Annotated in this window: 20 protein-coding genes; 14 read left to right on the top strand and 6 right to left on the bottom strand. The window is 43.1% G+C overall.

From position 1 onward, the window contains the following. The 7 genes from rseP to KQP93_RS05890 all read left to right on the top strand — a co-directional run bounded on the left by rseP (position 1) and on the right by KQP93_RS05890 (position 7224). A complete protein-coding gene (gene rseP, locus KQP93_RS05860) occupies positions 1–1353 on the top strand; it encodes a sigma E protease regulator RseP (RefSeq protein WP_217876317.1) in 1353 nt (450 codons plus the stop codon). Between the two features lie 106 nt (positions 1354–1459). Further along, positions 1460–3931, top strand: coding sequence for an outer membrane protein assembly factor BamA (gene bamA / locus KQP93_RS05865; RefSeq protein ID WP_217876318.1), 2472 nt, complete (start codon positions 1460–1462; stop codon positions 3929–3931). Between the two features lie 12 nt (positions 3932–3943). Next, positions 3944–4462, top strand: coding sequence for an OmpH family outer membrane protein (locus tag KQP93_RS05870; protein WP_054553115.1), 519 nt, complete (start codon positions 3944–3946; stop codon positions 4460–4462). A 9-nt stretch (positions 4463–4471) separates the two neighbouring features. After that, entirely contained in the window at positions 4472–5512 is a 1041-nt protein-coding gene (lpxD, locus tag KQP93_RS05875; protein WP_217876319.1) for a UDP-3-O-(3-hydroxymyristoyl)glucosamine N-acyltransferase, read from the top strand. 10 nt (positions 5513–5522) lie between these two features. Next, positions 5523–5975 carry a 3-hydroxyacyl-ACP dehydratase FabZ gene (gene fabZ / locus KQP93_RS05880; RefSeq protein WP_036969715.1) on the top strand — a complete coding sequence of 151 codons (453 nt, stop codon included), beginning with the start codon at positions 5523–5525 and terminating at the stop codon, positions 5973–5975. A gap of 2 nt (positions 5976–5977) precedes the next feature. Then, positions 5978–6748 (top strand): acyl-ACP--UDP-N-acetylglucosamine O-acyltransferase, encoded by a 771-nt coding sequence (gene lpxA / locus KQP93_RS05885; protein WP_054553112.1) that lies wholly within the window; start codon positions 5978–5980, stop codon positions 6746–6748. A 107-nt stretch (positions 6749–6855) separates the two neighbouring features. Further along, complete coding sequence (locus KQP93_RS05890) at positions 6856–7224, top strand: septal ring lytic transglycosylase RlpA family protein (RefSeq protein ID WP_217876320.1); 369 nt, start codon at positions 6856–6858, stop codon at positions 7222–7224. On the opposite strand, the gene cydC is transcribed toward KQP93_RS05890, so the two are convergent. The 5 genes from cydC to KQP93_RS05915 are packed head-to-tail and all read right to left on the bottom strand — an operon-like array spanning position 7221 to position 13611. Continuing rightward, a complete protein-coding gene (cydC, locus tag KQP93_RS05895; protein ID WP_217876321.1) occupies positions 7221–8981 on the bottom strand; it encodes a thiol reductant ABC exporter subunit CydC in 1761 nt (586 codons plus the stop codon). The genes KQP93_RS05890 and cydC overlap by 4 nt on opposite strands. Then, positions 8974–10734, bottom strand: coding sequence for a thiol reductant ABC exporter subunit CydD (gene cydD / locus KQP93_RS05900; RefSeq protein WP_217876322.1), 1761 nt, complete (start codon positions 10732–10734; stop codon positions 8974–8976). The genes cydC and cydD overlap by 8 nt, the downstream gene beginning before the upstream one ends. Next, positions 10724–10876, bottom strand: coding sequence for a cytochrome bd-I oxidase subunit CydX (cydX, locus tag KQP93_RS05905; protein ID WP_054553108.1), 153 nt, complete (start codon positions 10874–10876; stop codon positions 10724–10726). Before cydX ends, cydD begins: the two co-directional genes overlap by 11 nt. A 12-nt stretch (positions 10877–10888) precedes the next feature. Further along, positions 10889–12028, bottom strand: a complete 1140-nt coding sequence (gene cydB, locus KQP93_RS05910) for a cytochrome d ubiquinol oxidase subunit II (RefSeq protein ID WP_303396567.1) — start codon at positions 12026–12028, stop codon at positions 10889–10891. After that, on the bottom strand, positions 12025–13611 hold the full coding sequence (locus KQP93_RS05915) for a cytochrome ubiquinol oxidase subunit I (protein WP_217876323.1): 1587 nt from the start codon (positions 13609–13611) through the stop codon (positions 12025–12027). Before KQP93_RS05915 ends, cydB begins: the two co-directional genes overlap by 4 nt. Positions 13612–14033: 422 nt before the next feature. On the opposite strand from KQP93_RS05915, the gene lpxB reads away from it, so the two are divergent. The 6 genes from lpxB (at position 14034) to KQP93_RS05945 (ending at position 21990) form a co-directional block, all read left to right on the top strand. Continuing rightward, a complete protein-coding gene (lpxB, locus tag KQP93_RS05920) occupies positions 14034–15191 on the top strand; it encodes a lipid-A-disaccharide synthase (protein ID WP_217876324.1) in 1158 nt (385 codons plus the stop codon). Next, positions 15181–15786 (top strand): ribonuclease HII, encoded by a 606-nt coding sequence (gene rnhB / locus KQP93_RS05925; RefSeq protein ID WP_217876325.1) that lies wholly within the window; start codon positions 15181–15183, stop codon positions 15784–15786. The genes lpxB and rnhB overlap by 11 nt, the downstream gene beginning before the upstream one ends. Continuing rightward, entirely contained in the window at positions 15786–19277 is a 3492-nt protein-coding gene (gene dnaE / locus KQP93_RS05930) for a DNA polymerase III subunit alpha (RefSeq protein WP_217876326.1), read from the top strand. Before rnhB ends, dnaE begins: the two co-directional genes overlap by 1 nt. 16 nt (positions 19278–19293) lie before the next feature. Beyond that, positions 19294–20250 (top strand): acetyl-CoA carboxylase carboxyl transferase subunit alpha, encoded by a 957-nt coding sequence (gene accA / locus KQP93_RS05935; RefSeq protein ID WP_054553102.1) that lies wholly within the window; start codon positions 19294–19296, stop codon positions 20248–20250. 92 nt (positions 20251–20342) lie between these two features. Further along, positions 20343–21653 carry a tRNA lysidine(34) synthetase TilS gene (gene tilS / locus KQP93_RS05940; protein WP_217876327.1) on the top strand — a complete coding sequence of 437 codons (1311 nt, stop codon included), beginning with the start codon at positions 20343–20345 and terminating at the stop codon, positions 21651–21653. Next, positions 21646–21990, top strand: coding sequence for a hypothetical protein (locus tag KQP93_RS05945; protein ID WP_217876328.1), 345 nt, complete (start codon positions 21646–21648; stop codon positions 21988–21990). Before tilS ends, KQP93_RS05945 begins: the two co-directional genes overlap by 8 nt. Positions 21991–22016: 26 nt before the next feature. Here KQP93_RS05945 and KQP93_RS05950 read toward each other — a convergent pair whose 3' ends face one another. Next, complete coding sequence (locus KQP93_RS05950; RefSeq protein WP_217876329.1) at positions 22017–22913, bottom strand: GGDEF domain-containing protein; 897 nt, start codon at positions 22911–22913, stop codon at positions 22017–22019. A 139-nt stretch (positions 22914–23052) separates the two neighbouring features. Between KQP93_RS05950 and KQP93_RS05955 the strand changes: the two genes are divergently transcribed. Continuing rightward, on the top strand, positions 23053–25026 hold the full coding sequence (locus KQP93_RS05955; RefSeq protein ID WP_062566896.1) for a monovalent cation:proton antiporter family protein: 1974 nt from the start codon (positions 23053–23055) through the stop codon (positions 25024–25026).

Genomic DNA, 25026 nt, shown 5'->3' on the forward strand with positions numbered 1-25026 from the left:
ATGTTTGATTTTTTCTGGAATCTTGGCTCATTTATTCTTGCTCTGGGTATTTTAGTGACTGTGCATGAATATGGTCATTTCTGGGTTGCGCGAAAAGCAGGCGTGAAAGTGCTGCGTTTTTCAATTGGCTTTGGTAAGCCGTTGATCAAGTGGTACGACAAACAGCAAACCGAGTATGTGATTGCAGCAATCCCACTAGGTGGTTATGTCAAAATGCTTGATGAGCGTGTTGACGAAGTGCCGCCAGAGCAGCGTCATTTATCATTTAATGCTAAATCAGTAAAAGCACGTATTGCGATTGTGGCTGCAGGCCCGATGGCAAACTTTTTATTCGCTATTTTTGCGCTTGCTGTGATGTATATGGTCGGTGTTCAGTCATTAAAACCTGTGGTGGGTGAGGTGTCTCAAGGCAGTCGTGCCGCAGCTGCTAATATTGAGCCAAAACAGCAAATTATTAAAATTGGTGAAGACGATATCAATACTTGGCAAGATGCAACGTTTTCGCTAATGAGCCGTTTAGGTGAGCAAAGTGTTGTGGTAACGCTTCGTGATCAGAATTATCAAAAGCATGTGCGCACTCTTAACTTAGATGGCTGGAAATTAGATCAACAAGATGTTCCGCCATTAACCTCAATTGGCATTGTACCGTTTCGCCCTAAAGCACTTTTAGAAGTGGCCATGATCAGCAAAGACTCGGCGGCAGAAGCTGCAGGCTTGCAGGTTAATGACAAAATTCTTGCTGTAAATGGTGAAAATATCAGCAGTTGGACTCAGTTAGTTTCACTAATTCAGCAATCACCTAACAAATCCTTACAATTTAGTGTACAAAGGCAAGATAATATAAAAGAGCTGTCAGTGACGCCACAAAGCAGAACCAATGATGCGGGCGTTGCTCAGGGCTTTTTAGGTGTGTCTCCGGTGGTTGAGCCATGGCCAGAAAACTATATTGAAACTAGACATTATGGCCCTGTCGATAGTATTGTGCTGGGCATACAAGAAACATGGCGTTTAATTACCCTTAGTTTTGATATGATTGGTAATTTAATTACCGGTCAGGTGTCGGTTAAAAATTTAAGTGGCCCGGTGGGCATTGCAGTTGGCGCGGGAACTAGCGTAAGCTATGGCTTGGTTGCATTTTTAAGCTTTTTAGCATTAATTAGTGTAAACCTTGGCGTATTTAACTTATTGCCGCTGCCAGTGCTAGATGGTGGGCACTTAATGTATTACATAATTGAACTTTTTCGCAAAAAGCCGGTCTCTGAAAAGACGCAAGAATTTGGTTTTAAAGTGGGGGCCTTATTGCTTCTGTTTTTAACATGTTTCGCATTGTTCAATGATGTATCGCGTTTATAACAAATAAGCGAAAAATTCCAATTTGAACACGATTGTAAAACACCGCAAAAGTTTAATTTATAAGGTGTTGAGCGGTAATACAGTTGTAAAGGATAAAGATAACAAAATGGCTATAAAAAAACATTTGGCAGTTTCAAGTTTATTAGGTGCTAGCTTTGCAGCCCTAGGCCAAAACTCCTTTATTGTAGATGATTTAAAAGTTGAAGGTTTGCAGCGTGTTGCACTGGGTGCAGCGTTAACGCATATTCCGATCAACGTGGGCGATAATATTGATGAGTACACAATTTCTAGAACCATAAAGGCTCTCTATCGTTCAGGTCACTTTGACAATATTAAAGCATTACGTGATGGCAACAGTGTTATCTTCCGAGTGACTGAGCGCCCAACGATCAGCATGATCGAATTTGATGGCAATAAAGACATCAAAGATGAGCAACTTAATGAGTCGCTAGACCAGCAAGATATCCGTACTGGTGAGCCGCTTGATAAAACAGTCCTTGATAACATTGAAAAAGGCTTAGTTGAATTCTTCCACAGTATTGGTAAGTACAATGCTAAAGTGGAGGTAAGTATTACTAAGTTACCGCGTAACCGTGTAAAACTAATGTTTGAATTTGATGAAGGTGATGCAGCGTCAATTCGTCAAATTAACCTAGTCGGTAACGAATTATTTTCTGATGAAGATTTACTAAAATTAGCCGAATCTCAGCAAGATTTGCCTTGGTGGCAGTTCATGTCAAGCGACCGTTACCAAAAGCAAACCATCGAAGGCGATTTAGAGAAAATTCGCAGTTACTACCTAGACCGTGGTTATCTGCGTTTTAATATCGATTCAACACAAGTGTCAGTAAGCCCTGAGCGTGATTCTGTTTATGTAACAGCGAATATCACCGAAGGTGTTAAGTACAAAGTGAAAGGCTTTGACTTTATTGGTGACTTGTTAGGCCGTGAAGAACTCATTAAGAGTGTTATCCCGCTAAAAACTGGCGAGCTTTATAACGGCTCTGTAGTGACGTCTTCTGAAGAGTTTATCAAAAGCTACTTAGCGCGTTTTGGGTATGCTAACGCTGAAGTACGTACCATCCCAGAAATTGATGACGAAAACAAAGAAGTTCAATTAACGCTTTCTGTTAATCCGGGCAAACGTGTTTATGTTCGTCGTATCATTGTGGGCGGTAACCAAAATACCTCTGATGAAGTGGTTCGTCGTGAAATGACACAGCTTGAAGGTGCATGGTTATCAAACCAAAGCCTTGAGCGCTCTAAACTGCAAATCCAGCGTTTACCATACATGGAAAGCGTTGATTTTAATGTTGTGCCAGTACCAGGTGTAGATGACCAAGTTGATGTCGATTTTACCGTTAAAGAACAATCTGCAGGTAGCTTTAACGCAGGTCTTGCCTATGGTTCATACTTGGGTCTGCAATTTAACATTGGTGTGAGTGAATCAAACTTCTTAGGTACCGGTAACCAAATTGGTTTCAACATCAATACCTCACGTGGTTCTGAGCGAGTTAGTGTGTCTTATACTGACCCTTATTTTACGCCAGATGGTGTATCGCAAGGTAGTAGCATTTTCTACAGTAACTATGATGCAAGTAAATTCAGCCTAATCGACTATAAATCGAAGAGTTATGGTATTGGTACTAACATTGGTTTCCCAATCGATGCAGTAAACCGTATTAACTTTGGTGTGCGTTGGGTGCAAGAAGAACTGTCTGACATTGCAGAATACGAGCAAACACGTGTTATTCGTGAAACCTTCTTAGACCCTGAAAATCCAGACGCAGGCTTTGACTTTACTAAGTACGAGTTAAGTGCAGGTTGGTCACGTGTTACTGTTAACCGTGGTTTATTCCCAACAGCAGGTTCGCGCCAATCTCTTAACTTAACAGCGACAACGCCAAACTCTGATTTACAGTACTTTAAGCTAAATTATGACTCGCGTTTCTACTGGCCAATCAGTAATGACCACCGTTGGGTGTTCTCAACGCGTGCGGCACTTGGTTATGGTAATGGTTACGGTACAACCAATGGTTATGACCAAACACTGCCGTTCCAAGAGTTCTTCAGAATTACTGAAATGGAACTACGTGGCTTTGACCGTAATACGATCTTACCACGTGCAGTATCACGTGTTCCGCAAAGCATTCCTGGTACACCATTACCTGATGGTACAACAACAGGTAGCATTGGTGGTGCATCAGAGTTTGACCAGCTTTACACAGCAGGCCGAATTGGTGGTAACGCCAAAGCGGTAGCAGGGATGGAGCTTATTGTTCCAACACCTTTCTTAGATGAAGAAAACACTAGCTCTGTACGTACCAGCTTCTTCGTAGATGCAGCAAACGTATGGGATACAGAGTTTAATATTGACCGTTATCAAAACCTTTCAACAGACGAGCGTGCAAAATTGGATGACTACTCAGATCCAATGCGCTTTAGGGTTTCAACCGGTCTTTCTCTACAATGGATCTCTCCGATGGGTCCAATGCTGATCAGTTTTGCGTATCCATTGCAAAAAGAAGAAGATGACGATACGAAGACCATCAGCTTTAACATTAGTAATACATTCTAAAGGAGTTTTTTCGTGAATAAATCAATTAAATCAACAGCTTTTGCACTACTTGCTACTTTGTCTATGGGTCTATCTACTAACGCATTTGCGCACAAAGTAGGTATCGTTGATATGCAAGAAATCTACAAGCAAATCCCACAAATGGCGAAAGTAGAGCAAACTTTAGAAGCTGAATTCTCAGAGCGTCGTCAAGAACTAGAAAAACTTCAAGGTGATATCCGTTTTGAAGCTGAAAAGTTCAAGCGTGAAGCAACAACGATGAGCGACAAGCAAAAAGAAGAATTACGTACTAAGATTCAAGGTATGCAGCAGCAACTTGCTGAAAAAGGTCGTCCTTTAGAGCAAGAAATCAAAATGCGTCAAAACCAAGAACTAGCTAAAGTTCAGAAGCTAATCTTAGATGCAATCGAAGAAGTAGCGAAAGCTGGCAAATTCGATGAAGTTAAAGTTAAAGAAACAACGATTTATGTTAACCCTAAAACTGTCGATGACTTATCAAGCAAAGTTGTTGAAAAAGTAAGTAAGCAATAGAAATCATATATGCAAAACTACACGCTTTCGCAGATAGCGGATCTTCTGGGCGCTGACCTTCAAGGTGACAGCGCCACAGAGATTAAAAAAATATCTACACTTGCAAATGCCCAACATGGGCATATTGCATTTTTAGCGAACAAGAAATATCGCTCGCAATTAGATGACACCCAAGCAAGTGCAGTGATTTTATCACCAGCAGACGCTGAGTATTTTTCGGGTAATAAACTCATTGTTGCTAATCCTTATGTTTGTTACGCAAAGCTCGCCCAATTGATGGATACCACGCCACGCTCAGCAGTGACGGGTATTCACCCAAGTGCAGTCATTCACGATTCAGCCTCTATTGGCGATAATGTCGCGATCGCTGCCAATGTGGTAATTGAAGCGGGTGCTGTTATTGCAAACGATGTGCAGATTGGCCCAGGTTGTTTTATTGGTGAGCACGCAAAAATTGGCCAAGGCACTAAGCTTTGGGCAAATGTAAGCGTTTACCATGAAGTAGAGATTGGCAGCGACTGTTTATTCCAAGCGAATACGGTAGTGGGCAGTGATGGTTTTGGTTACGCTAACGAGCGTGGCGAATGGGTGAAAATACCGCAACTTGGCCGAGTAATCATCGGTGATAAGGTTGAGGTAGGTGCGTCTACTACGATTGACCGTGGTGCACTAGACGATACTATCATCCATAGTAATGTAATAATCGATAATCAATGTCAAATAGCGCATAATGTCGAGATCGGTTCGGGTACAGCGGTTGCTGGCTGTTCTGTATTTGCAGGCAGCACAGTGATTGGTAGGAATTGTCAGATTGGCGGTATGGTTGCAATTAATGGTCACATTAGCGTATGCGATGGTGCTATAATCACCGGCATGAGTATGGTGACTAAGGCAATCACAGAACCTGGAATTTATTCTTCAGGCTTGCCACATCTAACCAACAAAGAATGGCGACGTAGTATTGCCCATATCCGTAACCTTGGCGATATGAAAGACCGCATTAAAGCACTTGAGTCACTGACTAAGTCACTCAATATTGAAGACAAATAAGGATGCTATTTTGGCAAATGAATTAAATAGTCTTGATATCCAGGATATCTTGAGTTTACTTCCGCATCGTTACCCGATGCTACTTGTTGACCGTGTACTTGATTACACGCCAGGCGAGTCGTTACATGCTATTAAAAATGTAACAGTGAACGAACCTATTTTTACGGGTCATTTTCCTAATCAACCTATCTTTCCAGGTGTGTTGATTTTAGAAGCAATGGCTCAAGCAACTGGCTTACTTGGTTTTAAGACAGTTGAAAATCGTAGCGAGAACGAACTATATTTATTCGCAGCGATCGACAATGCGCGATTCAAACAGCCGGTATTACCTGGCGATACTATGCATTTGCATGTAGAGTTTGTAAAAGAGCGCCGCAATATATGGAAATTTGCAGCAGAAGCAAAAGTTGACGGCAAAGTAGTGTGTACTGCCGAAATCATGTGTGCGAGAAGAGAGTTTTAATAGTGATCCATCCTACGGCGATAATCGAACCAGGTGCAAAACTTGGAAATAACGTATCAGTTGGCCCTTACAGTTATATCGGTAACGATGTAACTATTGGTGATAACTGTATCATCGAATCTCATGTGGTTGTAAAAGGCCCATCGACGATTGGTTCTGGTAACCATATTTTCCAATTTGCTTCGGTCGGTGAAGCTTGCCAAGACAAAAAGTACGCGAATGAGCCAACGACTTTGATCATTGGTGACAACAACGTGATCCGTGAGTGTGCGACAATTCACCGTGGTACGATTCAAGACCAAGGTGTAACAAAAATTGGTAGCAACAACTTATTTATGGCTTACACACACGTTGCACATGATGCAGTTGTGGGCGATAACGTTATTTTTGCTAACAATGCCTCGGTTGCTGGCCACGTACACGTAGGTGATTGGGTAATACTTGCAGGTAATTCAGGTGTTCACCAGTTCTGTAAAATTGGTTCACATGCCTTTGTTGGTATGTACTCAGGTGTTAATAAAGATGTACCGCCATTTGTAACTACCATTGGTACACCGGCTGGCCCTGTAGCAATCAATACTGAAGGCATGAAACGCCGTGGCTTTGAAAGCGATGAAATCATGGCAACACGCCGTGCATATAAAACGCTTTACCGTAAGAGCTTAGGTGTTGAAGAAGCAATCGCTGAGCTAAGTGAAGATGCTGCGAAGTACCCAGCTGTTCAGCTGATGATAGACTTCGTGAAAAGCTCTGAGCGCGGAATTATTCGCTAATCATAAGCTAATTGCTAAAAGCCACCGTAAGGTGGCTTTTTTGTTTTACAGTTCAGGTTTTGCTAAGTAAGCGCTTGCTATCTTCATGGCAAAAAGGATCTAGTAATATGAAGAAGCTCATTGTTTTTGCATTATTAAGCTTAATTATAAGTGGTTGTAGTAGTGCGCCTTCGGTATCAAAAGAAGCGATAGAAAAAGGCAAAGCCAGTTATTACGCTGATAAATATCATGGCCGAACTACAGCAAGTGGTGAGGTGTTTAATCAACAGGCATTGAGCGCGGCTCATCAAACGCTTCGCTTTGGCAGCAGAGTAAAGATCACCAACATTAGTAACAATAAAAGTGTGATTGTTACCATTAATGACCGCGGCCCATTTATCCGCGGTCGTATTATCGATTTATCAAAAAAGGCGTTTTCACAAATTGCCTCGGTAAAGCAAGGTGTGATTGACGTTACCGTTGAGCAACTCGATTAAAAACGGGTAATAAGCTCTACGTAGTCGGTTTCATTAGCCATTAATTCAGCATGACTTGCAAGGGCTCTTACTTGTCCTTGTTCTAACCAAATAACCTTATCAACACGACTTAGCATTGCTGGGTCGTGGGTAATGGTCAGCATGGTTTTATCTGACCATATTCTCTCAAGCGTAGTCAGCAAGTTTTGCTTAGTGTGATTATCTAGGCTCTCTGTTGGCTCATCAAGAATGATCAAATTACCTTGCCTCAATATGGCTTGAGCAATCGCTATACGACGTGATTGGCCATGAGAAAGCTTTCTGCCTGCGGTTCCTAAGCGGGTATTAAGGCCGGCTTTTAAGTTCTTAAGCCAAGAGCCAAGTTCAGCTTGTTCACAGGCTTCAATTAGCATCTCATCTGTCGCATCAAAAGCTGCATAGCGTAGATTCTCACGAAGCGTACCATCAAAAATATGATGCTGCTGGGCAACTATCGTTAGCTGCTTAAAGCGTGTTGCAGTGCTCAAGCTTTCAAGTTCAAAGGTATCTTGTTTGGTGGTGAGCTTTAATGAGCCTGATTGCAGCGGCCAGAGGCCCGTGAGTAAGTTAACTAGAGTGGTTTTGCCACTGCCACTGGCACCGACTAGGGCAACTTTACTGCCGGGCGTGATCGCAAAATTGATATTGCTAAGGGCTTTACTTTTTGCCCCCAAGTATTGGTAATTGACCTCGCTTAGCTCAAGGCCAAGCCCTGATTGATCCCCTAATTGGTTTGCTAACTGATCATCTAAGTTGTTTGGCTTTTCGGCTAAGCTGCTGTGTTTATCTTCAAGATCAAACAGTCGCTTTGCGGCACTTAAAGTAAGCGGCAATTCAATAAATGCCGTAGGCAGGGTGAGCACGGTTTCAAAGCTTGCTAATACAAATAACGCGAGCATCGCCAGTTCAACGTTTTTCATAGTCCCCATTGCAACCAGTGGAATTATCATAAATACACTGGCCAGCATGGTGAGTTGGATCACCAAAGTGCTTAAACCACTACTGTTTGCCACGGCTTTGTGGCGATTATAGAGCTGGTTGTTGTATTGTTTACTGAGTGAGTCACAATGCGCTAATTGCGCCGCCTGTGCTTGATAGACAGCAAGCTCTCTGGCACCTGATAGTGTATCGGCAAGTTCAGCTCTTAACTCGGCAGAAAGTTGGGTTTCGGTATCCGCTTGTTGGTGAAGCTTATGGCTTAACAATGCGGGAAGCAACACGCCAATAATCATCAGTGAAATAAAGCAGACTAATGCAACATCTGCGTTATACATGGCCATGAAGGCCATGACAATAGGAATGCTGAAAAGAGCGACAATAATGGGCAGCAGTACATTGAGATAGAACTTATCCAGCGCATCGACATCGTTTTGTAGGCGGTTAAATAAATCGCTACTGCGACTCATTGCTAAGTCAACGTTGTTCAGTTGGCTTAGAGTCCTGAACATATTTACGCGAATTTCGCTCAGCAATAAAAAGGTAGCATTATGAGTTATCATTCGCTCACCGTAACGAGACGCTGTGCGCACGATAGCTAAAAAGCGGATCACCCCAGCTGGGGTAAAGTAATTCATCTGCACACCCGCAATGCCCGCCGCTGCCATGGCTGCTAAAAACCACCCCGATATAGCAAGCAAGCCAACATTAGCAAGTACCGTTAAGCTTGCTAAAAAAGCCCCTAAAAGCAGTATGCCAGTATGAGGTTTGCACAGTTTTAATAGACGTATAAAGTTATGCATGGGCGTCACCTTGGCTCACCAGTTTAGCAAATAGGCCAGCTTGCTCAGTGAGTTGCTGGTACTGACCAGATTCAACAATGTGGCCTTGTTGCATAACGTAAATATTATCGGCGTGTTTTACCGTATTCAGTCGGTGAGCAATAACCAGTACTAAATGGTCTTTTGCATAATCGCGGATCGCTTGATTGATTAAATGCTCTGTTTGGCTGTCTAAGTGAGCGGTAGGCTCATCTAGCATTAGCACTGGGGCATTCTTTAAAAATGCACGGGCAAGGGCAATACGCTGCTTTTGCCCCCCTGAGAGGCCTTCTCCTTGTTCACCGAGCATAGTATCAAAGCCATCAGGTAAGGCAGTGATAAACTCAAGTGCTCCTGCTTTACTTGCTGCTTCATCGAGCTCTGTTTGGCTTGCATCGGGTTTAGCTAAACGCAGGTTCTCTGCAACGGTCCGATAAAATAACGTGGCTTGTTGCGGGATCCACGCCAGCTGTGCTTGCCAATCAGCTAATGCAGTATCACTCAGTGGTTGCCCGTTAATGCTAATGGCATTGTTGGCTTGATGATGAAAGCCTAATAGGCAATCAAACAAGGTACTTTTACCCGAGCCACTTTCACCCACAAAGGCAATTAAGCCTGTGCTTGGCAGGGTTAAGTTGATATCAGTTACCCCTTCGTTTGTTTCTGGGTAGTGAAAGGTAAGTGTATTCAGCTGTATGTCTTTTAGCGGTAACTCAAGCTTAGATGACCCTACATGTTCATCAGCGTCGCTTCGATTGATTATGTCGACCATATCAGCAGCGGCGCTGATCCCTTCGAGTTTTGCGTGATAATGAGTGCCCATTTGTCGAAGTGGTAAGTAAAACTCAGGGGCTAGTAGTAACACCACAAATCCAGTGGCAAAATCGAGCGTTCCAAAAAACAATCTAAAGCCAATGATAACGGCAACAAGTGCCACACTGATGGTAGCTAAAAACTCAAGGGCGAAAGACGATAAAAAGGCGACTTTCAACACTCCCATGGTTGCACCACGGTAATCATCAGAAATCTGACTGATGCTATTTAGCTCACGCTTAGTTGCATTAAAGAGCTTGAGTTGAGTCAGTCCTTGTAGTCGGTCAAAAAAGTAATTACCAAGTACCGCAAGTTGTTGCCAACGTTCTTGGTTTAACTGCTCCGCTTTATGGCCCACTAAAATCATAAAAAAGGGGATAAGCGGGGCTGTTAAAAGGAATATGAGGCCTGCTTTGTAATCGGTTGGAAATATCACGACCAATATGGCTAATGGAATAAGCGCACTGTAAGCCACACTTGGAATGTAGTTGGCGTAATATTGATGTAGAGCTTCCACCCCATTATGTAAGGTGTTAAGTGTTGCGCCGTGACCTTTTTGTTCACTGTAGGCTGGCCCAAGTTTGCTGAGCTTTTCTAGCAGTGTATTTCGCATCACGCTCTTTATTTTTAACGCGGCGAGGTTACTTATGCGTTCACTTAGCGCAACCAACAAAGCACGAACTAAAATTAGCCCTGCCAACGGCCATAATAATGGGCTTACGGCTTGCAAGTTTGCCTGTTCAAACATGACTTGGTGAGCCGCGTTTGCAAGAAGATAACAAGAGGCAATCATTAATAGGGCGTTGAGTGTGCCCAGACTAATGCTTAATTTAAGAAGCCCTGAAGCGGACTGGCTATACTGCTTTAAAAAAGCGCGCAGCGTTTGCTGCTGCGCGCGATTTGGTCGGGGTTTAGTTGTCATCGGTGTTTTTGAGTCTCGCGTACAGCTCTAGCTCATCATCAGCGATTGAATCTTTATGTTGGTGAAATTCGTACCACATTACGTTGATCACCCCAAGTGTACAGGCTAATAGAACACCTAAAATCCAGGCAAAATACCACATATTTAAATCTCCTTAATAGCTACCGTGAGTGTTGTTTTCAATTTCACTAATCGTTACCTTGCGCCACATCTTCACATAACACCATGTTGTGTAGATAAGAATAAGTGGTACAAAAATAACTGCTGCAATAAACATCACGTTAAGTGTCATATGGCTCGAAACCGCATCCCACATAGTTAAGCTAATATTAGGGTTGTTGCTCGAAGGCATCACAAACGGGAACATTGACATACCCGCAGTTAAGATCACGCCTGCGAGCATTAAGCTTGACGCGATCAGGGCCATTGCTGGTTTTTGTAATTTAGATAACACAATCGCCAGTGTCGCCATCACGAATGCAAGGGCAGGGAACAGCATGGTTAATGGCATTTTTGTATAGTTATCAAGCCATGCACCCGGTGCCTGCGTGACTGTTTTAGCCAGTGGATTCGCAAAGCCTTGGGTATCTCCCATGCTAACGATTTTATATCCGTCAATTTGCGATACCCATACACCTGCTAAAGCAAACAATACAATAAACGCCATCAGTGCATATCGGCCATATTGTGCTGAGCGTTTAGCAACCTCTGCATCAGTACGAAGTTGTAACCACATACCTGCGTGACCAACCAGCATTAGTACACTCACTAGGCCAACTACAATGGCAAATGGGTTTAATAATGCAAAGAATGAACCTTGATAACTGACGCGCAGTAGGTCGTCGATATGATAAGGCACGCCCAGTAATAAGTTACCAAATGCCACACCAAATACTAAAGCCGGAATAAAGCTGCCAGCAAAGAGGCCCCAATCCCAGTTATTACGCCAGCGCGGTGAATCTATTTTTGAGCGATAATCAAAACCAAGCGGTCTGAAAAATAACGCAAATAACACCAGCATCATAGCAAAGTAAAAGCCGGAAAAAGCGGCCGCGTATACCATAGGCCAAGCTGCAAACAGTGCCCCCCCAGCGGTGATGAACCAAACTTGGTTACCATCCCAGTGAGCACCAATGGTGTTAATAACTGTACGGCGCTCAACATCGGTTTTACCAACTAGGCGAAGTAAAATTGCCACACCCATGTCCATGCCATCGGTCACTGCAAAGCCAATCAGTAAGACACCAATTAACAGCCACCAGATTAGTTTTAGTGTTTCGTAATCAAAAATCATGACTGAGCTCCTTGGCTTGCAAGTGAATCCGCTTTAGCAAGTTCATGGTGATATTTACCGGTATGAAGTGAGCTTGGGCCTTGTTTGATAAAGCGCAACATCAGCCAGCCTTCTACAGCAGCAAGACCTGTGTAGAAAACTAAGAAACCAGTAATACTAATCAATAAGTCATTGACCGTGAGTGACGAGGTTGCCAAGAAGGTCGGTAAAATTTCCGAAATAGCCCACGGTTGGCGGCCGTACTCCGCAACAATCCAACCAAATTCAATGGCAATCCAAGGCAGTGGAATACTCCATACCGCAGCCCATAATAACCAGCGTTTTTGCTCAATAATGCGGTGTGCGTTGTAATAAAATGCAAGCACGAATACGCCTAGCATGATCACACCGCAACCGACCATAATTCTAAATGACCAGAACATAGGGCCTACTTGAGGAATTGAGTCTTTCACTGCTTTTTGAATGTGCTCTTCTGTTGCATCTACCACGTTAGGGGTATAGCGTTTTAGTAGTAAACCATAGCCAAGATCGTCTTTTAAGGTATCGAACTTTGCAATGTTTTCTGGGGTGTCTTCACCGCCGCGAAGCTTTTCTAAGTATTCGTATGCAATCATACCGTTACGAATACGTACTTCGTGCTGTTCTTCAAGGTCTTTAATACCCGTTACTTTCTCGTCGATAGAGCGTGTTGCAATGATACCCAGTGCATAGGGGATTTTTACAGCGGCGTGGGTGACTTGCTCTTCAGAGTCAGGAATACCGACTAGCGTAAATGCGGCCGGGGCTTCTTCAGTGTGCCACTCAGCTTCAATGGTTGCGAGTTTGACTTTTTGCACCTCGCCAACTTCGTAGCCAGATTCATCACCAAGTAAAATAACACAAAGAATAGACGCTAAACCAAACCCTGAAGCAACCGAGAACGAGCGCTTGGCAAAAGCAAGGTCGCGACCTTTTAAGATGTACCAGCTACTAATACCAAGTACAAACATAGATGCTGCAACATAACCTGCTGAAACGGTGTGAATAAACTTAACTTGTGCGACGGGGTTAAATACCAATTCAGCAAAGCTGGTCATTTCCATGCGCATGGTTTGGTAATTAAATTCAGCACCTACTGGGTTTTGCATCCAACCATTTGCTACTAAAATCCATAACGCAGATAAGTTAGTACCTAGTGCCATTAAGAAGGTAGCACCTAGATGCTGACGTTTACTCAAACGCTCCCAGCCTAAAAAGAACATACCGACAAAGGTTGACTCTAAGAAGAAAGCCATTAAGCCTTCAATCGCTAGTGGTGCGCCAAATATATCGCCTACATAGTGAGAGTAATAAGACCAGTTGGTACCAAACTCAAACTCCATGGTTAGACCTGTCGCCACACCAATCGCAAAGTTAATACCAAACAACTTACCCCAGAACTTAGTCATATCACGATAAATTTCGCGACCTGTCATCACGTAAACGGATTCCATGATCACTAAAATCCACGTCATACCTAAGGTAAGGGGAACAAATAGGAAGTGAAATAGGGCAGTGATTGCAAATTGCAATCGCGATAGATCCACAAATGTTTCATCTATCATTGTTTAGCTCCTTGTTAGCGGGTGCGGTAGACACGACAAATATTGATTATGAAGTTTCAGTAATTATTGAAACTTCATGAATATTAAACCTGTATTCATTTTAGTCAATAGGAAAATACGAAATAAAGATGAATTAATCCTGCTCACCTTTTCTACAGATTAGAGATAAAGCTCTAAAGTTTCAAATATTTAATCGTTATAAAAAGCCGTTTTGCTATGGCTTATTTTATTCTTTTTTAAGCTCTTTTTAGACAGTAGCTAGTAAACCTGCAGGCTACACGCGCAAATAAATGCTCAACCAATGAGCAAGTAGGCAGGCTAATTTCGATTTCTAGTATTTATTAACTCTGTGACATTTATCCGACTGCTAAAACACGGTAAACTCGTTTTTATTAGTGCCAAAAGTTGCGAATTATCAACGAATGAAAGAACAAACAAAGCCGTTACGTATTGCCTTGGTGGCAGGTGAGTTATCAGGTGATATTTTAGGTGAAGGGCTAGTAAAAGCACTTAAACGCCGTTTTCCGGATGCCATATTTGAGGGGATTGCAGGCCCGCGTATGCAAGCGGCTGGTTGTAAAACATTATTCGATATGGACGAATTATCTGTAATGGGCTTAGTTGAAGTACTTGGCCGATTACCGCGCCTACTAAAAATACGCAAACAATTGGTGCAGCATTTTATCGACAACCCACCAGATGTATTTATTGGTATCGATGCCCCTGACTTTAACTTACGTGTCGAAAAGCCGCTAAAAGAGGCGGGTATTAAAACAGTACAATATGTTAGCCCATCAGTGTGGGCGTGGCGCGAAAAGCGTATTCATAAAATCAGTGCCGCCACTAATTTAGTGCTGGCACTTTTACCGTTCGAAAAAGCCTTTTACGATAAGCACGATGTACCTTGTACGTTTGTGGGTCATACTTTGGCTGATGATATTGCCCTTGAGCACGACCAGACCGAGGCTCGTAATCAGCTTGGTTTAGCACAAACTGATAAAGTACTTGCGTTGTTACCAGGTAGCCGAGGTTCTGAAGTGGGGCTTTTAAGCGAAACCTACATTGAAACAGCGGCTAAACTACAAACGCAAAACCCTGACCTTAAAATTGTGGTACCGTTAGTCAATGAAAAACGAAAAGCACAGTTTTGTGAAATTTTAGAAAAAACAGCCCCAGATCTAAAATTGCAATTATTGGATGGTCAGTCAAACCTTGCAATGCAAGCCGCTGATGCCATTTTACTTGCCTCAGGAACCGCAACACTTGAAGGTATGCTGTACAAAAAGCCGATGGTTGTGGGCTACAAAATTAAGCCATTGAGTTACTGGATTTTCAAAACCTTATTCACTTTTAACATTAAGTATTTTTCGTTGCCTAATTTATTAGCCGATGAAGAACTCGTTCCAGAATACTTACAAACCGAATGTAATGTTGAAAACCTATCAGCAGCGCTAACACCTATGCTTAATACCGATAACAGCGAACTAAAAGCGCGCTTTTTAGCCATACATAAAGACATTAGATTAAATGCCAATGAACAAGCTGCAGCAGCAGTCGCGGAGTTACTAAATGCAAATTGAACGACCGAATGTTAATTATATTGCTGGTGTAGATGAAGTTGGCCGTGGTCCATTAGTGGGTGATGTTGTTACCGCAGCGGTAATACTTGACCCAAATAAGCCTATTACAGGGTTAGCCGATTCTAAAAAGTTATCAGACAAAAAACGTCAATTATTAGCGGCAGAAATAAAAGAAAAAGCCTTGTGCTATGCTATTGGTCGTTGTAGTCCAAGCGAGATTGATGAGTTAAATATTTTGCATGCCACCATGCTCGCGATGAGTCGCGCGGTTGAAGGCCTAAGTGTAAAGCCAGAGTTTGTTTTTATTGATGGTAACCGAGTGCCTAGCCAATTAACTGTGCCAGCACAGGCGGTAGTAAAAGGCGATAGCCTAGTCGAAGAGATTTCGGCGGCATCTATTTTAGCGAAAGTTGCTCGTGATGATGAAATGATTGAGCTTGATAAGCGTTACCCTGATTATGGTTTTGCAGGCCATAAAGGTTATCCAACTAAGGCACACTTTGCAGCACTTGAACAATACGGTGCTATTGCAGAGCATCGTAAAAGCTTTAAACCTGTTCAGCGCATTTTGGCGTTAAAAGGAGAGCAACTGTAATGCCTGCGCCACAATTTGTTCACTTACGTGTTCACTCAGATTTCTCAATGGTGGATGGGCTAGCTAAAACTAAGCCAATTGTCGCTAAAGCAGAAGAGCTGCAAATGCCTGCGTTGGCTATCACCGATCAGATGAACTTATGTGGTTTGGTGCGTTTTTATGGCGCTGCCCATGGCGCTGGTATTAAGCCTATTGTTGGCGCAGACTTTTGGTTAAGAAGCCCTGAATTTGAAGATGAACCTAGCCGAATTACCATCTTAGCGAAAGATAACGAAGGCTATAAAAACCTTACTTTATTGATCTCTAAAGCATACCAGCGAGGACATTTATTTCACCGCCCAGTGGTTGACCGTGAATGGCTGGTGGAGCACAAAAACGGCCTTATTTTATTATCTGGCGCTAAAGATGGCGACTTAGGTAAAGCCCTATTAAAAGGTAACCCAGGGCTTATTGAATCGGTCGTTAGCTTTTATAAGCAACATTTTAGCGATCATTATTACATTGAGCTTATTCGTACAGAACGTGCTTTAGAAGAAGACTATTTACACCTAGCTGTTGAGCTTGCTACAAAAGAGCAGTTACCTGTAGTGGCAACTAACGAAGTGGTGTTTTTAAAACCAGAAAACTTTGAAGCCCATGAAATCCGCGTGGCAATCCATGACGGTTACACCTTAGAAGATAAACGTAGACCAAAACGTTTTTCTGAGCAGCAATATCTTAAAACAGCAGAGCAAATGGCTGAGCTATTTAGCGATATTCCTGAAGCGTTAGAAAACACCGTTGAAATTGCTAAGCGTTGTAATGTGACCGTACAATTAGGAACTTACTTCTTACCAGATTACCCAACCGGTTCACTGAAAATTGAAGACTTCTTGGTTAAAGTCTCTGAAGATGGCCTTGAAGAGCGTTTACAGTTTTTATTCCCAGATGAGCAAGAGCGTAAAGAGAAACGTGTTGAGTATGATGAGCGTCTGAAAATAGAGCTCGACGTAATCAACCAAATGGGCTTCCCAGGTTACTTCTTGATCGTAATGGAGTTCATTCAGTGGAGTAAGGATAACAATATTCCGGTAGGTCCAGGGCGTGGTTCTGGTGCTGGTTCATTGGTAGCTTATGCACTGAAGATCACCGACCTTGATCCGCTCGAATTTGACTTACTATTCGAACGTTTCTTGAACCCAGAACGTATCTCAATGCCCGATTTCGACGTCGATTTCTGTATGGATAGGCGTGATGAGGTAATTGATCACGTAGCGGCGCTTTATGGTCGTGACGCGGTATCTCAGATCATTACCTTTGGTACCATGGCTGCAAAAGCGGTTATCCGTGACGTAGGCCGTGTACTTGGCCACCCTTACGGCTTTGTTGATCGTATTTCTAAACTAGTACCGGGCGATCCGGGCATGACCTTGGCTAAAGCGTTTGATGTTGAGCCTCGTTTACAAGAAGCCTACGACGGTGATGAAGAGGTCAAAGAGCTTATTGATATGTGTCGCATCCTTGAAGGGTGTACACGTAACGCCGGTAAACACGCCGGTGGTGTTGTAATATCACCAACCACTATCACTGACTTTGCTGCTCTTTATTGTGATGATGAGGGTAAATTCCCGGTAACGCAATTTGATAAAAACGACGTTGAGACAGCGGGTTTAGTTAAGTTTGACTTCTTAGGTCTAAGAACACTTACCATCTTGCAGTGGGCAATTGATATGACTAACGAGCGCTTAGCCCGAGAGGGTAAAGAGCCGGTTGATATCAATGCCATCCCACTTAATGATAAGCCAAGTATTGAGCTACTGCTACGCGCCGAAACAACCGCGGTATTCCAGTTAGAATCTCGTGGTATGAAAGACCTTATTCGTCGTCTAAAGCCAGACTGCTTCGAAGATATGATCGCACTGGTAGCACTATTTCGCCCTGGTCCATTACAATCAGGCATGGTAGATAACTTTATCGACCGTAAGCATGGCCGCGAAGAGTTATCTTATCCAGATGTGCAATGGCAACACGATAGCTTGATACCAATTCTAGAACCGACCTACGGTATCATTCTATATCAAGAGCAGGTAATGCAGATTGCGCAGGTACTGGCAGGCTATACGCTAGGTGGCGCTGACATGCTGCGTCGTGCGATGGGTAAGAAAAAGCCAGAGGAGATGGCAAAGCAACGTTCAACCTTCGAAGAAGGCGCTATAAATAATGGCGTTGACGGCGAACTTGCAATGAAAATCTTCGACTTGGTAGAGAAGTTCGCAGGTTATGGTTTTAATAAATCTCACTCAGCTGCTTATGCCTTAGTATCGTACCAAACGCTGTGGATGAAAACCCACTATCCAGCAGAGTTTATGGCTGCGGTAATGTCGGCAGATATGGATAACACCGATAAAATTGTTACCTTGGTAGATGAATGTGAAAACATGAAACTGACCTTGTTACCGCCGGATGTAAATGCCGGTGAGTACAAGTTTACGGTTAATCTACAAGGTGAAATTGTTTACGGTATCGGTGCCATTAAAGGGGTTGGTGAAGCGCCTGTTGAAGCTATTTTAGAAGCCCGTAGCGAAGGTGGCCCGTTTAAGGACTTATTTGATTTTTGTGCCCGTGTTGACTTAAAGCGTTTAAACAAGCGTGTTGTTGAAAAGCTAATTTATGCCGGAGCGCTCGACCAACTTGGCCCAGATAAAACACAGCCTGGCCGTGCAACCTTATTAGCGAGTTTAAAAGATGCCATGCGAGCGGCTGATCAGCATCATAAGGCTGAGTCACTAGGGCAGGCAGATTTATTTGGTTTACTTGCCACAGAGCCAGATGAAGTTGAGCAAGCATTTATTAAAGCCACAGATTTAACCGACAATGAATGGCTAGATGGTGAGAAAGAAACCTTAGGTCTTTACTTAACTGGCCACCCAATTAATCAATATCGTAAAGAGTTAAAGCATTATACGTCAGGAAGACTGGTTGATTTACAGCCCACCAACCGCGATGTGCAGTCAACGGCTGCAGGCTTAGTGATTTCTGCCCGTACCTTGATAAACAAAAAGGGAAATCGATGGGGCCTTGTAACTTTAGATGACAAGAGTGCCCGTATTGATGTACGCTTATTCCCAGAACAGTTTGAAATGTACCAAGATTTGCTGCAAGTAAACAATATCTTGGTAATATCTGGACAGGTCAGCTTTGATAACTTCTCTGGTGGCATTACAATGACCGCTAGAGACATATGCACCATCGCTGAGGCGCGAGAAAAACGTATAAAAGCGATTAAAATGACCTTGAATATGGTGCAGATCGAGGCGAACTTCTTCGATAATTTACAAAAAGTACTTGAACCTTATAAGTTTGGTACTTGTCCTATTAAAGTATTCTATCAACGTCCGGATGCGTTGGCTGAGATTACCTTAGGAACCGAATGGTGTGTTACGCCGAGTGATGACTTGCTTCATAAGTTATCGCTGATGGCGGCGCAAGATGTAGAACTAGAATTTAATTAATTAGGTAGTTTAGAGCATGAGCCTCAATTATCTTGATTTTGAGCTTCCAATCGCAGAATTAGAAGCAAAAATTGAAGAATTACAAAATGTAAGCCGCGCTGGCGAATTAGACCTTGGATTAGAAGAGGAAGTCAGTCGATTAAAAGAGAAAAGTGCTGAAATGAAAGAGAAAATTTTCTCTGAGTTAGGTGCTTGGCAGGTTTCTCAGTTAGCCCGTCATCCGTTGCGTCCTTATACTCGTGATTACATCGAGCGCATTTTCACGGAATTTGACGAACTAGCAGGCGACCGTACTTTTGCTAACGACCCAGCTATTTTAGGTGGTGTTGCACGTTTTGAAGGTCAACCAGTGATGGTTATTGGCCAGCAAAAAGGGCGTGACACGGCTGAAAAAATTAAACGCAACTTTGGTATGCCAAAGCCAGAAGGTTACCGTAAAGCATTACGCTTAATGGAAATGGCTGAGCGTTTCAAAATGCCAATCATGACATTTATCGACACCCCAGGTGCATACCCAGGTGTTGGCGCTGAAGAGCGTGGTCAAAGTGAAGCTATTGCGCGTAACCTTAAAGTTATGGCTGCGTTAAAAGTACCAACTATCTGTACTGTTATCGGTGAAGGTGGTTCTGGTGGTGCATTAGCAATTGGTGTGGGCGACCGCGTTAACATGTTGCAATACAGCACTTACTCTGTAATTTCGCCAGAAGGTTGTGCATCAATCTTATGGAAAAGCGCAGACAAGGCACCATTAGCTGCAGAAGCCATGGGTGTAACAGCTGCACGTGTTAAAGAGCTTGATTTAATTAACAACGTAATTGATGAGCCGCTAGGTGGCGCACATCGTAATTACGATGCGATGGCACGTAACCTTAAAAACCAACTTAAGCGTGACCTAGCTGATTTACAAGGCCTTTCACTAGATGAAATGCTTGATCAGCGTTACAAACGTTTAATGTCCTTTGGCTATTGCTAAACACAGCTTAAAATTGAAAAAAAGCCGCTTTTGCGGCTTTTTTTGTTTTATAATGCCGATAACAAAGACGCTTGTATACTCATTGGTTATTAATGCAAACATCAGATTTATATCACCATTTTTTAGCACAATTACAGCCTTTGCTGAACGCTCAGCAAAGTTGCTTTAGTGTTGCCTTATCTGGCGGTGTTGATTCGGTTGTATTGTTACATTTAATGAAATTAGCTCAACAGCAGCACTCAAAGCTTAAATTTGAAGCTGTGTATGTTAATCATGGTTTGAGCAAGTATGCCGATGAGTGGCAGGAGTTTTGTCAATCGCTATGTGAAGAGCTCGATGTTGCATTTAAAGCGGTACACGTTGAAATTCATCAGCGCTCGCGTACATCACTTGAGGCACAAGCGCGAGAGGCACGATACCAAGCACTCGACGAGAACTGTTTATCAGATAGTGTAATACTGCTTGGTCAGCACTTAAATGATCAACTTGAGACCTTCTTGCTTCGTCTAAAGCGCGGCTCAGGCTTGCAAGGCTTAGCATCGATGCCACAAACGCGATTGTTAGCATCTGGGCGAGTATGTTTTAGACCGCTGATTAATATCACTCGTGAGCAAATTGAACAATTTGCCGGTGAATTTGCTATTACCCATATCACCGATGATTCAAATATTGATGAGCGCTTTGACCGCAATTTTTTACGTCATCAGGTTCTGCCTATTTTAACGGAGCGTTTTCAAGGATTTGAAAAAAGCGCAGCGCGTAGTATTCGGCTGTTACAAAAGCAGCAATTGTTACTCGATGAATATACGCAAAGTGACCTTGCACACTGCCAAAATTCGCAGGGTGGCTTAAGTTGCCAGGCAATTGCACCCTTTAGCCAGCCTAGACAAGCAAACCTTGTGCGTGCGTGGCTGAATCAGTTTACCCATCAACTACCTTCAGAAAATCAGCTACAGCAAATTATTGAGCAAGGTTTAATGGCAAAAGCCGATGCTCAGCTAAAAATTTGTTTGCAAAGCGGAGATGTTCGTCGGCATCAGCAGCATTGGTACTTTGTGAAGGAGCAGGCAATACCTGAGGCGATGGATATTGCTTTACAGAGTTTTGAACTGAAAGATGGCCGAAAACTAATCGTGAAAGCGGGCCAAGGCATTAGAAAACCACGGCCGGATGAGCGGGTAAGGGTTGAATTTAATAAGCCACAAGCGCGTATAAAGCCTTTGCATAAACCCGGCTCAAACACTTTAAAACATTGGTTTAAAGATGCCAAAGTAGCCCCTTGGTTACGTGCGCAGACACCACTAATTTTTTATAACGATCAACTTGTGCAAGTTGTTGGCTACTTTGTTAGTGAGCAGCACAGTGTTGAAGATGGAATTCTTTGGGAGACACTCTATGAGTGAACAACCACATGTTGGTTTATCACTAGTTAATAAGGCACCACTAGGCTTTGCGTTATCGATGCTAGTGGCTGTAGTTGCCGGTTTTGCTTATGCAGAGCTGACAATAAATACACTTTTTTATGCGTTAGCTGGCGGCTTAATTTGCTCAATATTGCTGCTAGGTTACTGGTCAGGCAAAGGCGGTATTTTATTTATTCTTGGCGTACTTACGCCGCTGGCTTTAGTGATGGTATCGCCCCTTACCACCATGGCTGCCTTGCTTTACTTATTAAGCGGCTTCTTCGCTGGTTTTTGGTTAGTATTACTTGGTTATAAATTTATAAACAAAAAAGCCTAGCGGGGGATGCTAGGCTTTTACTCAAATTAGTAAGCTCTTGCGCAGTTTCTTCCTGCTGCTTTTGCCTTATAAAGGCCTTTGTCAGCACGGGCAAACACTTCGTTTTCGCAGTCTTGGTTATTGGCGAGCGTATAACCAATGCTTGATGTTACACCATATTGAGCCATCACCCCTGAGTTAGCAACCAAACTCATAATGCGATCAGCGATCACTTTATTGGTGGTGAATTCAGGGTCGTCAATTAATAATGCAAACTCATCTCCACCAAAGCGGAAAATTGAGTCGGTGCCGCGCACACTAGTACGTAATACATTAGCAAATTCTTGCAGCACGTCATCGCCAATTTTATGACCAAAGTTATCGTTTACTTGTTTAAAGTTATCTAAATCAAGCAGCATTAAACTAAATGGACGATGTTGACGGCGGCAACGTTCTAGCTTTTGTGCCAAGCTGTCATTAAATTGACTACGGTTATTTAAGCCTGTTAGTGCATCTTTAGTCGCTAAACGTAATACGCGGGTATACATAAGCGCGTTACGTAATGGGTAAATTAGGGCTGTATGAAGTAGCTTTAGTTTTGCTTCAATCGCTTTACCCATAGGGAATTGACTAAAGTAAATTAGCTGCCCTAAGCGTTCACTTTCGATATCTAAATCAAAAGAGTACGGTGTTTGACTGGTATCGCTGCCAGCACTTTGTGACACGCCGAGTGCAGATTGAAACTGCAATCCAGATAAATTGATCAGTTGTTTTGCGTGTTCCGCAAAAATTGTCAAAATTTCTTCGATTGATAACGTAGTTTGTAACCTTGCGACCAAATCGTGTGGACTATTTGTTTCATTTATTCGGTAATGCTCTGCCGAAAACGGCAGAAACTCGCCTCGCGCAGACACCCGCTGCGTCAAAATATGGACATTTTCCATGATAATTCTCCCCCCGGAGTGTTTAGATACTCATACTTAGCGAGATTTGTGCCACATTTTTAAACTGGCTGAAAAACAGATGGTTGCTATATTTAAGGGAGGGTACAGCTTTATCATCAAGTAGAAGGGAGTTTATTGCTTGCAAAATGTGCTGATTCAAGTGTTTGGCTTGCTCGTTGCTGCCGTATTATTTGTTTGGTTCTTCAAACGAATTGGTTTACCACCTATTCTGGCTTATCTTGCCACAGGCGTGTTGGCGGGGAGCCATGGTATTGGCTGGATGGCGCAAAGCCACGAAATGCACTTTGTTGCCGAACTCGGCATTGTATTTTTACTGTTTAGCTTAGGGCTTGAGTTTTCATTGCCGCGTTTAATGGCAATGCGAAATATTGTGTTTGGCCTTGGCTCCTTACAGGTTGTGGTGACCAGCATTGTATTTATGCTGATTTTACTGCTGTTAGAGCACAGCCTTTTAAATAGCTTTACCATTGCCAGTTTAATGGCGCTGTCTTCAACGGCGGTGGTGGTTAAGTTACTTAAAGAATCTGGAGATTTAAACCAGCGTCGCGGCCAGTTGGCAATAGGGGTGTTGCTATTTCAAGATATTGCTGTTGTCCCTCTACTCATTGTTTATCCTTTACTAGCCCAAAGTGGCTCTGAAGAAATTGCCGGTGCATTGGCTTTTGCACTTACTAAAGGCGCTTTAGTATGTATTTTATTGTTCGGCATAGGTAAATGGATTTTGCCTAAAGTGTTTAGCGAAATAGCGCTGGTAAGAACCGATGAGCTATTTATGCTAACGACTTTATTGGTTGCCTTGTTTGCCGCAGGCCTGACTTACCTATTTGGTTTATCGATGGCGTTAGGCGCCTTTTTAGCCGGCATGATGTTAGGAGAAAGCCATTATCGCCACCAACTAGAAGCCGATATTCGGCCGTTTCGCGATATATTGATGGGGCTATTCTTTGTTACCGTCGGTATGCAGTTAGATGTGCTCTATGTACTTAATAGCTGGTACTGGATCATTGCGGTATTAATTGGCTTATTGCTATTTAAAATTGCGGTGCTCGCGATTTCTGCGCAAGTGATGGGTGAGCGTAAGCAAGATGCGGTATCTGCGGGTATTATGCTTTGGCAAATGGGAGAATTTGGTTTTGTGTTAATTGCACTTGCTTCGCAGCATTTGTTAATAAGTTCAGAGCAAGCTTCATTTTTAATTGCAGTTGGCGTGCTTTCAATGGCACTAACGCCTTACCTTATTGAAAAAACACCGCTTATTCTTAAAAAACTTGGCCTTTTAAGCCATGCTGGGCAGTACTGGCAACAGCCCGCGACAAGTAGCCCCTTGTATCAAAATCATATTGTGATCTGTGGCTTTTCTCGTGTTGGGCAAACCGTAGCACGCTTTTTAAAGCCAGAAGCAATTGAATACGTCGCAGTTGAGAGCAACCCCATCTTATTGCAAGAAGCAAAAGCGGCTGGCGAGCCGGTTATATTTGGCCATGTGAATCAAAAAGATATTTTAAAATCAGCGGGCGTAGAGCGGGCAAGGCTAGTCATTATTACCTTTACCGATTTTGAGCAAACGCAAATTGTTGTTGATGCCATCAAGCAAATAGCCCCTGACGTGAAGATACTGGTACGGATGCGCGATGACACCGAAATGGAAACACTTAAAGAGCTAGGTGTTACTGAGGTTGTACCAGAAACCCTTGAAGCAAGTTTGATGCTGGTTTCGCATGTGCTGTATATGTCTGGCGTACCGATGACACGGATCATTCGCCGTGTTAGTAAAGAGCGGCGTAACCGTTACAAGTTCTTAAATGGCTTTTTCACTGGCGATAAACTTGATGGCGAAGAGGCAAGTTCAGATAGGCTTGAGTATTTACATGTTATAGCTCTGCCTGAGCATGCTTATGCGGTAAATCAGAAAATTAGTGAGCTTAAGCTTGAGCAGCGCCGTGTGTCGGTTAGAGCGCTGCGCCGACAAGACCGAGAAATTGACGCGCCATCATCACAAACTATTTTATTGGCAGGTGATATTTTAGTGCTGCAAGGCAAGCCTCGCCGAGTAGAGCGGGTAGAGCGGTTTTTACTCGACGGTATGGAGTAG

It is taken from the genome of Pseudoalteromonas shioyasakiensis, assembly GCF_019134595.1.
Lineage (GTDB): Bacteria > Pseudomonadota > Gammaproteobacteria > Enterobacterales > Alteromonadaceae > Pseudoalteromonas > Pseudoalteromonas shioyasakiensis_A.

Excerpts from the sequence above, each read along its gene's own strand:
- rseP (WP_217876317.1), top strand. The coding sequence starts at position 1 with ATGTTTGATTTTTTCTGGAATCTTGGCTCATTTATTCTTGCTCTGGGT.
- bamA (WP_217876318.1), top strand. The coding sequence starts at position 1,460 with ATGGCTATAAAAAAACATTTGGCAGTTTCAAGTTTATTAGGTGCTAGC.
- lpxD (WP_217876319.1), top strand. The coding sequence starts at position 4,472 with ATGCAAAACTACACGCTTTCGCAGATAGCGGATCTTCTGGGCGCTGAC.
- KQP93_RS05890 (WP_217876320.1), top strand. The coding sequence starts at position 6,856 with ATGAAGAAGCTCATTGTTTTTGCATTATTAAGCTTAATTATAAGTGGT.
- cydC (WP_217876321.1), bottom strand. The coding sequence starts at position 8,981 with ATGCATAACTTTATACGTCTATTAAAACTGTGCAAACCTCATACTGGC.
- cydD (WP_217876322.1), bottom strand. The coding sequence starts at position 10,734 with ATGACAACTAAACCCCGACCAAATCGCGCGCAGCAGCAAACGCTGCGC.
- cydX (WP_054553108.1), bottom strand. The coding sequence starts at position 10,876 with ATGTGGTATTTTGCCTGGATTTTAGGTGTTCTATTAGCCTGTACACTT.
- cydB (WP_303396567.1), bottom strand. The coding sequence starts at position 12,028 with ATGATTTTTGATTACGAAACACTAAAACTAATCTGGTGGCTGTTAATT.
- KQP93_RS05915 (WP_217876323.1), bottom strand. The coding sequence starts at position 13,611 with ATGATAGATGAAACATTTGTGGATCTATCGCGATTGCAATTTGCAATC.
- lpxB (WP_217876324.1), top strand. The coding sequence starts at position 14,034 with ATGAAAGAACAAACAAAGCCGTTACGTATTGCCTTGGTGGCAGGTGAG.
- rnhB (WP_217876325.1), top strand. The coding sequence starts at position 15,181 with ATGCAAATTGAACGACCGAATGTTAATTATATTGCTGGTGTAGATGAA.
- dnaE (WP_217876326.1), top strand. The coding sequence starts at position 15,786 with ATGCCTGCGCCACAATTTGTTCACTTACGTGTTCACTCAGATTTCTCA.
- accA (WP_054553102.1), top strand. The coding sequence starts at position 19,294 with ATGAGCCTCAATTATCTTGATTTTGAGCTTCCAATCGCAGAATTAGAA.
- tilS (WP_217876327.1), top strand. The coding sequence starts at position 20,343 with ATGCAAACATCAGATTTATATCACCATTTTTTAGCACAATTACAGCCT.
- KQP93_RS05945 (WP_217876328.1), top strand. The coding sequence starts at position 21,646 with ATGAGTGAACAACCACATGTTGGTTTATCACTAGTTAATAAGGCACCA.
- KQP93_RS05950 (WP_217876329.1), bottom strand. The coding sequence starts at position 22,913 with ATGGAAAATGTCCATATTTTGACGCAGCGGGTGTCTGCGCGAGGCGAG.